General features: G+C 71.5%; 11 protein-coding genes. 3 read left to right on the top strand and 8 right to left on the bottom strand.

What is annotated here, in order from left to right; all coding sequences use genetic code 11:
- Nucleotides 1-228: 228 nt before the first annotated feature.
- From ABZ808_RS18970 to ABZ808_RS18940, 7 genes are all read right to left on the bottom strand, one after another.
- Nucleotides 229-1,983, bottom strand: a complete 1,755-nt coding sequence (locus ABZ808_RS18970) for a substrate-binding domain-containing protein (RefSeq protein ID WP_357007875.1) — start codon at nucleotides 1,981-1,983, stop codon at nucleotides 229-231.
- 165 nt (nucleotides 1,984-2,148) lie between these two features.
- Nucleotides 2,149-3,186 carry a lactonase family protein gene (locus ABZ808_RS18965; RefSeq protein WP_357007872.1) on the bottom strand — a complete coding sequence of 346 codons (1,038 nt, stop codon included), beginning with the start codon at nucleotides 3,184-3,186 and terminating at the stop codon, nucleotides 2,149-2,151.
- Nucleotides 3,187-3,328: 142 nt separating this feature from the next.
- On the bottom strand, nucleotides 3,329-3,931 hold the full coding sequence (locus tag ABZ808_RS18960; protein WP_357007870.1) for an ATP/GTP-binding protein: 603 nt from the start codon (nucleotides 3,929-3,931) through the stop codon (nucleotides 3,329-3,331).
- A complete protein-coding gene (locus ABZ808_RS18955) occupies nucleotides 3,912-4,298 on the bottom strand; it encodes a DUF742 domain-containing protein (protein ID WP_357007867.1) in 387 nt (128 codons plus the stop codon). Before ABZ808_RS18955 ends, ABZ808_RS18960 begins: the two co-directional genes overlap by 20 nt.
- The gene (locus ABZ808_RS18950; RefSeq protein WP_357007864.1) at nucleotides 4,288-4,710 is read right to left on the bottom strand and encodes a roadblock/LC7 domain-containing protein; all 423 of its coding nucleotides are present in this window, start codon (nucleotides 4,708-4,710) and stop codon (nucleotides 4,288-4,290) included. The genes ABZ808_RS18955 and ABZ808_RS18950 overlap by 11 nt, the downstream gene beginning before the upstream one ends.
- Complete coding sequence (locus ABZ808_RS18945; protein WP_357007861.1) at nucleotides 4,710-7,238, bottom strand: nitrate- and nitrite sensing domain-containing protein; 2,529 nt, start codon at nucleotides 7,236-7,238, stop codon at nucleotides 4,710-4,712. Before ABZ808_RS18945 ends, ABZ808_RS18950 begins: the two co-directional genes overlap by 1 nt.
- Before the next feature lie 244 nt (nucleotides 7,239-7,482).
- Nucleotides 7,483-8,964: a catalase gene (locus tag ABZ808_RS18940; protein WP_357007858.1), complete on the bottom strand. Its 1,482-nt coding sequence runs from the start codon at nucleotides 8,962-8,964 to the stop codon at nucleotides 7,483-7,485.
- A 237-nt stretch (nucleotides 8,965-9,201) separates the two neighbouring features.
- Here ABZ808_RS18940 and ABZ808_RS18935 point away from each other — a divergent pair, with 237 nt between their 5' ends.
- The 3 genes from ABZ808_RS18935 (at nucleotide 9,202) to ABZ808_RS18925 (ending at nucleotide 11,496) form a co-directional block, all read left to right on the top strand.
- On the top strand, nucleotides 9,202-9,798 hold the full coding sequence (locus ABZ808_RS18935; protein WP_357007855.1) for a hypothetical protein: 597 nt from the start codon (nucleotides 9,202-9,204) through the stop codon (nucleotides 9,796-9,798).
- 11 nt (nucleotides 9,799-9,809) lie between these two features.
- The gene (locus ABZ808_RS18930; RefSeq protein ID WP_357007852.1) at nucleotides 9,810-10,868 is read left to right on the top strand and encodes a hypothetical protein; all 1,059 of its coding nucleotides are present in this window, start codon (nucleotides 9,810-9,812) and stop codon (nucleotides 10,866-10,868) included.
- Between the two features lie 241 nt (nucleotides 10,869-11,109).
- The gene (locus tag ABZ808_RS18925; RefSeq protein WP_357007849.1) at nucleotides 11,110-11,496 is read left to right on the top strand and encodes a hypothetical protein; all 387 of its coding nucleotides are present in this window, start codon (nucleotides 11,110-11,112) and stop codon (nucleotides 11,494-11,496) included.
- A 125-nt stretch (nucleotides 11,497-11,621) separates the two neighbouring features.
- Here the strand turns inward: ABZ808_RS18925 and ABZ808_RS18920 are convergent, their stop codons facing one another.
- The gene (locus ABZ808_RS18920; RefSeq protein WP_357007847.1) at nucleotides 11,622-13,403 is read right to left on the bottom strand and encodes a glycoside hydrolase family 6 protein; all 1,782 of its coding nucleotides are present in this window, start codon (nucleotides 13,401-13,403) and stop codon (nucleotides 11,622-11,624) included.
- Nucleotides 13,404-13,716: the final 313 nt, after the last annotated feature.

Genomic DNA, 13,716 nt, shown 5'->3' with positions numbered 1-13,716 from the left:
ACTCTGTTCAGGTCGACCCTGGCCGACTGGTCGCGTCGAGGCGGACCGACGGCCGGGGCAACCGGGGCGGACCGACAATGCCGGGACACGTCGACATCCTGCCCTGATAACTATGACTACCGATTGCTTCCGACGTATTGCCGTCACTTTTCCTCAACCCCGTGGCTACACAAGGAGTCCGCCGTACCGGATTGGCGGTCCGGCGGGCACCTCGTGCTGTGCCTCGGCTCAGCGCGGCGCCGGCGGGCGGCGGGCGATGGCGCTGAGGAAGATGCTGCCGATCTCACTCGGGTCCTTGGTGACGAAGACATCGCCACCGGTGACCTTCGTGATCGACTCCAGCTCGGCCTTGCTGACGCTCTCACCGATACCGATCATGATGACCTGCACCGGTCGCTCCGGGTCGGCGATCTGCTTCAGCTTGGCCAGCAGCTGCTGCTGGTTGAGGCCGTTGTCGTCCTCGTTCTTGCCGTCGGTGAACAGCACGATCGAGTTGACCCGGCCGGGCTGCCAGTCCTCCTGGACCGCCTGGTACGCGGCCAGCGTGGTGTCGTAGAGGCCGGTGTCACCGTTGGAGGGCTTGATGGTGCCGAGCGCCGCCTCGAGCTGACCCCGCTGGCTGGAGAGCGGGCCGATGGGGACCAACTCCCGGTAGTCCCGGTTTCCCACGAGCCTGGTGGAGAAGGTCCAGAGGCCGATCGACCAGGAGTCGTCGAAGAGGCCGAGGCCGCGACGCGCCGCGTCCACGGTGACCTCCTCCCGGCTGCGCTTGTTGGCGCTGGGCACCTCTTCCTTCATCGAGCCGGAGACGTCGATGACGCAGAGCATCCGGCCGGACTGGGTAGCGATCGACCAGCTGGAGACGACGCGCTGGATCGCGGCCGGGTCCAGGCCACCCGCCGCCGTGCCGCCGGCCGCTGGCGCGGACGACGCGCCGCCGGACGGGCTCGGGGCGCCCTGTGGCGCGTTGAAGCCGGCGCCCCAGTTGCCGTCCGGCCCGCGCAGCGCCTGCGTCGCCAGCCGGTCCCGGAACTTCGGGGCGGTGAGCAGCTCGAACAGCACCTTGGCCGCCGACGCCTTGGCCGGCTCGATGCCGGGCAGCACCGCGTACGGGTAGTCCAGCGGCATCGGCGCCGGCTCCATGTAGAGCGCGGCGAGCGGCACCGGCGGCTTCTTGCTGTTGTAGGCGATCACGTCTTCCTCGGACAGCGCCGCCGCACCGAGACCGCTCGCGATGGAGGTCGGGTCCGTGGCGGTCGGGAAGCGTGCCACCAGGTCGCTGCGCAGTGACGACCGGCCCGTGGCCAGCGCCCGCAGCGCACCGACGGTGTTGCGCTGGGTGTCGCCACCGGCCGCGCTGGCGGCCGCGGTCAGCGAGAGCAGACCCGACAGGCCGGCCGCGTCCCGGGTCGGCTCGACGATGCCGGTACGAAGCGGCTTGCTGCTGTTGACCTGCTTGAGGAGGTCGGCCCAGGTGAACTTCGCGTTGGGCCAACCCAACCGGGTGGCCACCGGCTCCGGCATCGCGACGACGACAGGGCTGCGCGCGATGGAGGCGCCGTTGGTCGGGGCGAACGCGGTCGCGTCCTTCTTGAGCCTCAGCAGCCAGGTCGAGGAGTCCGGCACCCAGACGTCCGGGGTGACGGCTGTGCCGCTGGCCTGCCCGACACCCGCCAGGACGGCGCCGTGCTTCGCGGCCACCACGGCTGCCACGTCGACCGGGTCGGACGCCGAGACATCGACGCGGATGCAGGTGGGGCCTACCGCAGCGCCGTCCTTGACCCATTGGGACGCGGCGGCGTCCACCGCGGGCGCGAGCTCGGAGGCGACCGCCACGGCGAGTCGGATCTCACCGGAACAGCTCGGCTGAATCAGCTCCTTGTAGCCGAACCAGACGCCGGTGGTCACGACGAGAACCGTCGCCGTTACTCCGGCGGCGGCGAGGTGGAGTTTCGAACGCATGCGATGGCGGCCTGCTGACACGCTGACCATCTTGCGTATTAGATGCCGTCTCTGCCACAACCGTTCGGACTAAAGTTACGCAGGAGAAACAGTTGATCACCATTTAGCGACACAGAGTGATGAAGCCGCCCCGAGCGGTTGTCAAACCGGCATCATCCTCACGTCTCGCTCGGGCGACGCATCGACTCACGGCAGTACGCAGGTCGGGCTCGGCACCGCCACGGGCTCGCCGACCGGCACCGGAATGCCGGTGCTCGCGTCCAGCCGGAAGACCCGCACCATGTCCGCCCGCTCGTCGGCGACGTAGAGATGCTCCCCGACCAGCGCGAAGTGTCGAGGCCACTCGCCATCGGTGTCCACTTCGGCCACCAGCTCGGGCGGCTCCCCGGCGAGATTGAAGACCGCGATCGTGCCCACCCCACGATTGGCGACATAGAGGAAACGGCCATCCGGGCCGACCGCGACCTCCGACGGCTGGACGTGGCCGGTCCGCTCGCTCGCCTCGACCCGACCGCGCTGGTGCAGCGTCCCGTCGTCGGTCAGCTCGTACGCGGCGACCGAGGCGTCCAGCTCGCCGACCAGATAGCAGCGCCGCCCGTCGGGGTGACGGGCCAGGTGCCGCGGCCCGGTGCCCGGCGCTGTCCGCATCCGTGGCCCGCGCGGCGTCAACCGCCCGCTGGAGCCGTCCAGGTCGTACCGGTAGACCGAGTCGGTGCCGAGGTCCACCGCGAGCAGCGGCGCTCGGCCCGGCCCCGGCGAGACCATGTGGGTGTGCGCCCGGTCCTGGCGTTCCGGGTCGGGACCGTGCCCTTCGTGCACCACGAGGTCCGTGCGCTCGCCGGGCACGCCCTGTGCGTCGAGCGGGAAGACCGCGACGCTGCCGCCGCCGTAGTTCGCCGCGACCAGGTGCCCGCCGTCGGGCAGCACCGCCAGGTGACAGGGCTCGGCGCCGCCGGTCGAACGGCTGCCGAGCGGGTCGAGTGCACCGTCGGGACCGACGCGCCAGGCGCTGATCGCCCCGTCGGTCACCTCGTTGACCGCGTAGAGCACCGGCTGGCTGGGGTGCCGCACCAGGAACGAGGGGGACTCGGTGACCGCCGCCGTGCCCAGCGGGGTCAGCGCCCCGGTGGCCGCGTCCCGGTGGGCGGCGACGATGCCGCTGCCCCGCCCGCCGCTGTGCGCGGTGTAACCCCCGATGTGGACGATCTCACCCTGACCACTCACGCCCCACCCCTTCGCCGGCATCCTCGGTTGATCCAACCAGAGCTGCCCACGATGCCGGCCCGCTAACCAGCTTTCCGGCACCGGATCGGCGTCGGCGGCCCCCGTGCCGGCAGACGACCAGGTCGCCGCCCGCGGCAGCGGGTCAGGCGGCCGGCACCGGCTCACCGCGCTGGCGCGCCACGTGCTCGACCAGGGAGATCAACACCAGCTTGCCGGACTGCCGGTCCCGGGCGTCGCAGAGCACCATCGGCACGTCCGGATCCAGGTCGAGCGCCCGGCGTAGCGTCTCCAACTCAAACCGACGGGTGTCGTCGAAGCAGTTCACGCCTACCACGAACGGGATGCCGCGCTGCTCGAAGTAGTCGATGGACGGGAAGCAGTCGGCCAGCCGCCGGGTGTCGGCGAGCACCACCGCGCCGAGCGCGCCGAAGGCCAGCTCGTCCCAGAGGAACCAGAACCGGTCCTGGCCCGGGGTGCCGAACAGGTAGACCTGAAGGTCGTCGTTGATGGTGATCCGGCCGAAGTCCATCGCCACCGTGGTGGTCGACTTGCCCTCCACGCCGGAGAGGTCGTCGGTGCCGATCCCGGCCCCGGTCAGCACCTCCTCGGTCTGCAACGGGCGGACCTCGCTCAACGCGCTCACCAGCGTCGTCTTGCCGGCCCCGAAGCCTCCGGCGATGAGGATCTTCAGTGCCAGCGGGATGGTGGTGCGAGTGCCCGCATGGTCATAACGCACGGAGTCCACTGACCACCGCCTTGAGGATGTCGTAGTCGGGAAGATTGCCGTCGGCCGGCGGCTCGTGCACCGCGACCAGGCCCTGAGCGAGAAGGTCACCGAGCAGCACCCGGATCACCCCGACCGCGAGGTCCAGCTCGGAGGCCAACTCGGCCACCGAGATGGGCCGACTGGCGAGCGCGACCAGCCGCCGGTGCTCCGGGAGCAACTGCGGGTGGTCCGTCGGGTCGAGGTCCGCGCTGGCCAGCACGAACGCGACCAGGTCGAACCCGACGGCGGCGCGTACCCGGCCGCCGGTGAGCGTGTACGGGCGCACGACCGGGCCCGCGTCGCCGTCCAGCCACTCGTGCTGGGGCCCGGGCGGTTCAGCCCGCATCACCGGCACCCGCCGACGGTCGGGCCGGCGCGCTGAGGTTCTCCCCCACGCGGATGACCAGCATCGCCATCTCGTATGCGACCAGGCCGATGTCCGCGTCCGAGTCGCTGACGACCGCCAGGCAGGCACCCTGCCCGGCGGCGGTGACGAAGAGGTACGCCGACTCCATCTCGACCACGGTCTGCCGAACCGGACCACCGTCCACGTGTCGGCTCGCGCCCCGGGCCAGGCTGGAGAAGCCGGCGGCGAGCGCGCAGAGGTGCTCGGCGTCGGAGCGCTCCAGCTCGGTCGAGGAGCCGAGCAGCAGCCCGTCGGCGGAGAGCACCACCGCCTCCCGGGCGGCTGGCACCCGTTGCACCAGCTCGTCGAGCAGCCAGTCGAGGCTGGCGCCCTGCTTCGTCGTTTGCCGCACTAGGCGTCCCTCTCAATCTCGGTCGGGCGTTCGGTGGTGTCCCGGTCCGCTCTGGCGCGGTCGACCGGAGCCGCCCGAGCCACCGGGTTCGCCGAGACGGTCGCGGCAGTCGAGGTCGCGGACGGAACCGAACCAGCCGCCCCTCGCGGGGCGGCCGAGGTCGGAGGTGAGCCGGTGGCCCGGCCACGGGCGGTGCCGGCCTGCAGTGCCGCCATGATTCGGCGAACCTCCTCCGGCGACCGGGGTGTGGGCGCGTCGGTGGCCGTCGACCGGGGCACGGCGGTGGGGGTACGCCGTCGCACCCGGCGGGGCAGGCCGTCCAGGTCGTCCCCCGCCTCGTCCGAGGACGCCGTCACCTCGGAGCCCGGCCCGTCGCCGCCCTGTCGATCGGCGTCGGACCCGTTGGTGCCGGAGCCGTTGGTGCCAGGCGCGTCAGCGCCAGACCCGTCAGCGCCGGAGCCGTTGGTGCCAGGCGCGTCGGCGCCGGGCACGTTCTCGGGCGGTGGCGCCGCAGCCGGGGTGGCGGGCGGTGCCGCCGGAGGGCGGGTGCGGCCGGGCCGGGGCACGGTGACCCGGCGGACGGGCCGGGCCAGTCGCCGCTCACCCGAGGCGGCGGCCGGCGCGGCGGGGTCGTGCCCGGCCGGCGGCTCGGCGGTCACCAGGTCGCTGGGGACCAGCACCACGGCGGTCACCCCGCTCTCCCTGCCGGGGCGCAGCTGGACGCGTACCGCGTGCCGGGCCGCCAGCCGGGCCACCACGAACAGGCCGAGTCGGGCGCTCTGGGTCGGGTCGAACTCGGGCGACGTGGCCAGCCGGGTGTTGGCGCTCTCCAGTGCCGCCTCGGACATCCCCAGCCCCTGGTCGGTGATCTCCAGGACGTACCCGTTGGCCACCTGCTCGCCCGTCACGGTGACCCGGGTGTCCGGCGGCGAGAAGGCGGTGGCGTTCTCGATCAGCTCGGCGAGCAGGTGGATGACGTCACCGACAGCCCGGCCCAGCACACCGGCCGGCTGCACGGCCGTGATGTCCACCCGGTCGTACGCCTCGACCTCGGAGATCGCGCCGCGAACCAGGTCGACCATCGCGACCGGGTTGCGCCACCCCCGGCCCGGCGCGGAGCCGGCGAGGATGACCAGGTCCTCGGCGTGTCGGCGGAGCCGGGTGGCCAGATGGTCCACCTGGAACAGTTCGGCCAGCTCGTCCGGGTCCTCGGCGCGTCGCTCCATCCGGTCCAGCAGGTGCAGCTGCCGGTGCACCAGCCCCTGGCTGCGCCGGGCGATGTTGAGGAACACCTCGTTGAGGCCCCGGCGCAGGGTTACCTCGTCCACTGCGGCCTGGACGGCGGTGCGCTGCACCTTGGTGAAGGCCCGCCCGACCTCGCCGATCTCGTCGTCGCCGTACTCCAGGGGCGGCGCCTCCCGCGCGACGTCGACCAGCTCGCCGCGGCGCAGCCGGGTCACCACGTCCGGCAGGCGGTGCTCGGCCAGCTCAAGCGCGGCGGTACGGACCCCGCTGAGGCGCTGGACCAGCGTGCGGCCGACCCGCACCGCCACCAGCACCGAGACCACCACGGCGACGAGCCCGAGCACACCGGCGGCGGCCAGCCGGATCAGGATCCGGACGGCCATCGGCACCGAGCGGTCGGTGAGCCCGTCGGCCTCGGCCAGCTCGAAGTCGCGGAGCTGCTGCTGCACAGTGTCGTGGCTCGCCTGCCAACTGGCCGCGTCCACGGGTGGCCTGCCGGTGCGGTCGGCCACGACCAGCGCGTCCTGCATGGTGCGCAGCCGGGTGAACGCCTCGGTCTCGGTCAACCGCTGGTACGCGAGTCGGCCGGCCTCGGGCAGGTCGGCGACCGCGCTCTCGGAGAGCCACCGCTGGTTGCCGATGGCCTGCACAAGTTGGGTGTGCTCCCCCTCGGCGAACCGGCCGGCGGTCAGTGCGCCGGCCAGCAGGGCGTCGGCCTGGCCGAGCAGCTCCCGGGAGCGGCCCAGCGCGGTGAGCGCCAGCGCCTGCCGGTTGATGCCGGGATCGCTCAGGTTCGCCATCGCCGCGAACGCCTGGAAGGACGACGAGACCATGCCGCTGTAGAGGCCGATGGCACCGGCCCGGTCCAGCTTGCGGTCGTCGATGAAGTCCCGCCCGCTGGGCAGCGCCGCCAGGGCGTTGAGCAACTGGTCGACGCGGGCGTCGAGCAGGTCGTCGCCGGCGTCGCGCAGCTCCTCCCCGCTCGCCCGGCGGCGCAGTTCGGCCACCGCGCGGTCGGTGCGCTGCCGTTGCTCGGCGAGGGCGGGCAGCTCGGTGGTGCCGGCGAGTTGCACCACCGACAGCCTGCGTTCCCGTTGCAGCTCGGTGACCACGGTCTCGCCGGGGCGGCCCAGGTCGTAGAGCAGGGTGCGCGCGGAGAGCAGGTCCAGGGCGGGGCCGAAGGTCAGCGTCGTCGCGAATATCCACAGCGCCAGCAGCGCGGTCACCGGCGCGACGACCAACGCGGTCAGCTTCGAGCGGATCGGCCAGTCGCGGGTTCTCATCAGACCTCGCCCGTCAAGGGGTGGCAGGAGGGGCGCCGGCACCGCCGGGCAACGCGCTCGCCGGGTGCGCGCCCGACCGTCCAGGTCGGGCACCGGCGCGGGCGCCTTGGGCAGGATACGTAATCGCGCGCCGTTGCACTACCGCCCGTCGCACGGACATCGACGCTGCGGAATGCAGCCCTGGCCGGGACGACGAACGCCCCGCCGGCGGACCGGCGGGGCGCTCGTGGTGACGCGGTACGGATCAGGCGATGCCGAGGCCCTCGGCGACCCGCCGGCCGTAGTTCTCGTCGCACTGGCTGAAGTGCCAGACCATCTTCTCCTGGATGTGCTTGTCGCACTGGGCCAGCAGCGTGGTCAGGTTGAGGATGAGGTCGTCGCGCTCCCAGTCCGCCATCTCGCGGAAACGGCGGCCGGCCTGCGAATAGTTGTTCTGCCGCTCGATCGGGGCCTTCATGATCTGACCCGAGACGAACGGCCGGTACTCCCGATAGGACTCGTCGGCCTCGGCGAGACCGGCGACCGAGGACGGCTCGAAGTTGATGTGCGGGTTGTCGCCCCGGTTGTCCACGTCGTACGACATCTGGCCGCCGCCCTGGTTGGTGCTGACCCGCACGTCCTCCCGCGGCCGGTTGATCGGCAGTTGGAGGTAGTTCGGGCCGACCCGGTAGCGCTGGGTGTCCGAGTAGGAGAAGGTTCGGCCCACCAGCATCTTGTCGTCGGAGAAGTCGATCCCGTCGACCAGCACGCCGGTGCCGAAGGCGATCTGCTCGTTCTCGTTGTGGTGGTCGGTGATGTTGCGGTTGAGCGTCATCATGCCGACCGGCAGGTACGGGAACTGCTCCTCCGGCCAGATCTTGGTGTCGTCGAGCGGGTCGAAGTCCAGCTCCGGGTGCTCGTCGTCGCTCATGATCTGCACGTTGAGCTCCCACTGCGGGTACTCGCCGCGCTCGATCGCCTCGTAGAGGTCCTTGGAGGCGTGGCCCAGCTCGGTGGCCTGGATCGCGTCCGCCTGGGCCTGGGTCAGGTTCTGCTCGCCCTGCTGGGTGAGCCAGTGGAACTTGACCAGCACGCCCTCGCCCTGGGCGTTGACGAGGCGGTAGGTGTTGACGCCGGAGCCGCGCATGGTGCGGTAGTTCTTCGGGATGCCGTACGGGGAGAAGAGCCAGGTCAGCATGTGCATCGACTCCGGCGTGTTCGACATGAAGTCGAAGATCCGGTTCGGCTCCTGGCGGAAGGTCACCGGGTCCGGCTTCAGCGAGTGGATCACGTCGGGGAACTTGATCGCGTCGCGGATGAAGAAGACCTGGAGGTTGTTGCCCACCATGTCCCAGTTGCCGTCCTCGGTGCGGAACTTGACCGCGAAGCCGCGCGGGTCGCGGGCGGCCTCGGAGGAGTCCCGGCCACCGATGACGGTGGAGAACCGGATGGTGACGGGGGTCTTCGTGCCCTTGGTCTGGAACAGCTTGGCGCGGGTGTACGTGGCGGCGGGCTCGTCACCGATCGTCCCGTACGCCTCGAACTCACCGTGCGCGACGAAGCCGCGCGCGTGCACGACCCGCTCCGGGATGCGCTCCCGGTCGAAGTGGCTGATCTTCTCCAGGAAGTGGTAGTTCTCCAGCGTCGCGGGGCCGCGCGAGCCGACCGTCCGCTGCTGCTGGTTGTTGTGCACGGGGTGACCCTGGCGGGTCGTGAGGATCGGCTTGCTGGCCTGTGGGTCGCTCATCGCTCTCCTCCGGATGCGTGGTGTGCGGTGTGCCGGACCGACGACATCAACCAACTCAAGCGCGCAATCTGGAATGAGTCAAGTTTTGGCCGGCGGCCGCCCTGTGTCCCTCGTCATCACCACGCCCGAAAACACCCCCGGTCGGCGAAACCAGACACGGATCGGCGCGGAAAGTGCCTCGGATCGGGATTGGCGATCAGTACGCGGAGGGAATACCAGGTAGCGAAGGAGGAGCCCATGTCGTCCACGCAGATAATCGTCATCGTCATCGTCGTGCTGGTGATCGTCGCAGCACTGGCCGTGGCCGCCCGGTCGGTGAGCCGCCGCCGCCAACTGCAGAGCCGGTTCGGGCCGGAGTACGACCGCATGGTCCAGGAGCAGGACAGCCGGTCCGCCGCCGAGCGCGAACTGCGCGATCGGGAACGCCGGCACGCCGAACTCACGCTCACCCCACTCAGCCCGGAGTCGCGGTCCCACTACGCCGCCGCCTGGGAGGAGCTTCAGATCCGCTTCATCGACTCGCCCGGCGAGACCGTGGGCGACGCGGATGAACTCGTCACCCGACTCATCGAGGAGCGGGGCTACCCGACCGGGGACTTCTCCGACCAGATCGCCCATCTCTCCGTCGAACACGCCCGCACGCTGACCAACTACCGGGACGCGCACGAGATCCACCTGCGCAACTCCCGGGGCGAGGCCGGCACCGAGGAGCTGCGCCAGGCGGTCGTGCACTACCGGGCCCTCTTCGCCGATCTGCTCGGCGAAGAGCCGGTCGGCCAGCACGCACCCGAACAGCGCCACCCGGACACTCCGCACGACGCCACGAGCCGCTGAGGAGGCCATCCATGCGCCAGGACGAGCAGGTGAGCAACGACCACCCCGAGGCCATCCGGTCCGCGCCGGTACCGGTGCCGCCGAACGGCGACCGGGACGACCGCACCGACCGCGCCCACCGGGACGACCGCTCGGACGTACCCGAGGACGCTCTGGACGACCGGGGCACCTTCGACGACCCGACCGCCGACCACGACCGGACCGACGACTTCGACCAGGACCTCGACGACGAGACGGCCGCCGACCGGCGCCACCGGGCGGACGACCGCGGCACCGACCCGACTGACGCCCGCGACGACGAGGGCGGCTTCCACGAGCCCGGGCCCCTGCCGACCGCGTTCGGCGCGACCACGGTGGGGGACGCGGTGGCCGCGTCCGCGCTGGCCAGCCCCCGTCCGCAGGACCAGCCCGACCCCCGGGCCGAGCGGACCGCCGAGCCCGGCGACGGCGCCGAGGACGGCGAGCGGGTGGGTCTGACCGCCGACCCCACCGCCGAACTGCACCGCCGGGACACCGACCCGGAAGCCGACTGGGACGCCGACGACCGGGACGCCGACGGGTCGACCCGGACCGTCGTACCGGCGGGGAGCACCGACGGTGCGGCCGAGCGGCGCGGTGACCTGACCGAATGGGCCGGGGATCCGGACGCGACGGCGGCCGGCGCGGCCGGCTACGGCAGCGCGACGCCGGAGATGGTCGACCCGGACGCGGACGCCGAAGCGGTGCCCGTCGTCGGTGGCGCCACCGGTTCGTTGGAGTCGGCCGGAACGTCGCGGCCCACCGGTTCGACCGTGGCCGACGAGCCTGCGACCCTGCTCGAAGCGGACGCGGCCCAGGGATTCCGGGACCGTTGGCGGGACGTACAGCTGCGGTTCGTGGACGACCCGCACTCGGCGGCCGGCGAGGCGCAGTCGCTGGTGGAGGAGGCCATCCAGGCGCTCTCCTCGGCGCTGGCCGCGCAGAAGACCAAGCTGGGTGGATGGCAGGACGCCGGCTCGACGGACACCGAGCAGCTGCGCATGGCGGTCCGCAACTACCGGGACTTCCTGGACCGCGTGCTGGGTCGTTGAGGACGCGTGCCTGATCGCTGAGCGAGCCACCGGGCGCCCCGGCCGACACCGGCCGGGGCGCTCCCGCACGTCCTGCCCCACGTCGCCCGTTCGGGCCGACACCACCCGGGCGGACCCGGAGGTGCCGGACACGCCGTCGAGGACCAGCCCGGCAGCTGACCGCGGGTGGGGCCGGGCATGGGCGCCCCGGCATGGGGTACGCGAGGGATCAGGCAACGTGTCGGACCCAGGAGGCAGCACCATGACCGATCGCGACCGCCGACCGCCGCTGGAAGAGAGCCCGCAAACGGCCGCTGCGGTGGACGACGACAGCACCGTCCCGCAACTGCGGACCGGGGGCGGCCCGGACCGCGACACACCGGGCTTCGCCGAGCCCCGGGGCCGACCGGATGATCTCGCGCCGGACACCGACGAGCTGATCGGCGATCCCTACGCTGCCGGCACCGGCGCGACCGGGACGGGCACCGGCGCGGGCGGGGACAACATCCGCACCGGGGCGGAGCAGCCCTGGGAGCCGGAGGACCTGGTGATGGCCCGCGGGCAGGACCTCACACCGGAGAACCTCGACAAGGCCCGGCGTGACCTCGCCGAGCAGGGCCGGGCGGCGATCGAGCGCACTGTGCCCTGACCGAGGGGTGACAAGGGGTGGGTCCCCGGCCCGACCGTGATGGTCGGACCGGGGACCCGGGGGGAACCTACCGCCAGCAGTGCCTCACCTACTGCCGGCGGCGGTTCGGTGCGTGCGCTACCCGGTCAGAGCGCCGGGTACGCGTTGCGCATGAGCTCCTGGAACTGGGCGGAGAACCACGCACCGGAGATCGGCGCGTCCGGCAGGGCACCGGAGAGGCTGTTGCCGTTGCGGGCGTTGCCGCCGTACGTCGGGTCGCACATCCGGTCGAAGCCCTTGCCCTCGTTGTTCGGGATCTCCCGGCTGGAGCCGTCCGACTCACCCGGCGGCTTCACCCAGACATACGCGTCGATGCCCGGCTCCGGGTTGGCCCGAGGACGCTCACCGAGACCGGCGCCGGCCTGGTTGCACCAGTTGCCGAGGTGGTGCCGGCGGTCGACGCGACCCCCGTTGACGTACGTGTCGACGCTGGTCGTCGCGCCCGGTCCGGTGGGCCGCGCGGAGCCGCCCCAGCCGTTGCGGGACGTGTCGATCAGCATGCCGATGCCGGAGTTGAAGCCGATCGAGACCAGCTTGTCACGGAACGCCTGGGCGAAGGACAGCTCGTCGACGTAGTAGTTCCAGTCCACCCACTTCGACTGCCGCACCGTCTGGCCGTTCACGTTGTCGGTGACCTTGAAGTACGGCTCACGCAGCGCCGAGTAGTTCGCCGTGTTGACGATGAACCCGTGCACGTTGTTGACCGTGCTGCCGGAGGCGACCGCGGCGGTCTTCAGGATGTCGGCGGTCGGGCCGAAGTTGGTGTCCCAGCCGAGCCAGCCGTGGTGGCCGGCGTCGACGTAGTTGTAGACGTTGCCGAGCGAGCCCAGCTTCGCCAGGGCGTAGCCGACGCCGTTGACGTAGGCGCCGTTGGCCTTGACCGTGTCACACATCACGGTACCGCCGGCGTTGCCCGAGGTGTTGGTGACCAGGTTCGGCAGTGAGTCGATCTCGATGACGTTGATGATCCGCAGGTTCCGGTACTTCGAGTCGGACTGGATCGCGAAGATCGGGTCGATGTACTCGGCCTTGTACCTGGGCAGCTCGTTCGGGCCGAGCTCACCGTTGGAGGCGAGCGCGGAGCAGTCCCGGCCGGGCAGGTTGTAGATCACGAACTGGATGTAACCGGCGCCCTGGCGCAGCGCCTCGTCCAGGTGGTCACGCACCCCGAAGGCGCCGTTGGAGCTGCTGTCCGGCGTGCCGTTGATGGCGGCGATCCGGTCCAGCCACACCGCGGTGGGGTTGTTGGAAACCCGGCTTCCGCCCGCCTCGGCGTCCGCCTTGGCCTTCCACTCCGGGTTCACGTACCCGGGAACACCGGCGTACGGGTTGTCCACCTTGGTTCCGGGCGGCGGCGTGGTCGGCGGCGGGGTGGTGGGCGGAGCCGTGGTGGGCGGAGCCGTGGTCGGCGGAGCCGTGGTCGGCGGGGTGGTCGGGCCACCGCCGTTGCAGACCACGCCGTTGAGGGTGAACGACGTCGGCTTCGGGTTACTGCCGCTCCACGCGCCGTTGAACCCGATGTTCGTCGACGCGCCGGTGGCGAGGCTGCCGTTGTAGGACAGGTTGCGGGCGGTGACCTGGCTGCCGGACTGGGTGAACTCGGCCGACCAACCCTGCTGCACCCGCTGGCTGGAGTTGGGGAAGGTCCAGCCCAGCGTCCAGCCGTTGACCGGGTCGCCGAGGTTCTTGATGGTGATGTTGCCGGTGAAGCCACCGGGCCAGTCGTTCGTCGTGTAGACGATCTCGCACTGCGTCGCGGCCTGCGCCGCGGTCACGGGGATCGTCACCAACCCTCCGGCGACCAGCACACCCGCGCCTGCGAGCGCGAAGGTCCGGCGTGGGCCGGACAGCCTTCTCCACACATTCATGCCACTGATCTCCTTGGGCGAGACCGGGCTCGCGTACGGCCCGGCGTGGGACGGCCCGGTGAGACGTCCTGGAGCGGACGGCCGCCGGCGCCAACGGGATTTTTGGGGGTGCCCGACCCGGACGGGCTGCGGTGGTGGTGAACGACCGGCGCGGGGCCGATCCCAGTGCGGCTGGATGTCGTCCGGCGAAGCCGGATGCCCTCGACGCCCTGCCTGCGCGGTGTGGCTCCCCGAACTGCGTGCGCCGATTCTTGCATGGGAGCGCTTCCATGGCAATGGCTCGATGCGTGAGCGGCCCTGCGACTCGGACGAT

Source organism: Micromonospora sp. NPDC047527 (assembly GCF_040643015.1).
Lineage (GTDB): Bacteria > Actinomycetota > Actinomycetes > Mycobacteriales > Micromonosporaceae > Micromonospora.
Note: the sequence above shows the minus strand (reverse complement) of the source record. Positions and strands in the feature narration are given on the sequence as shown.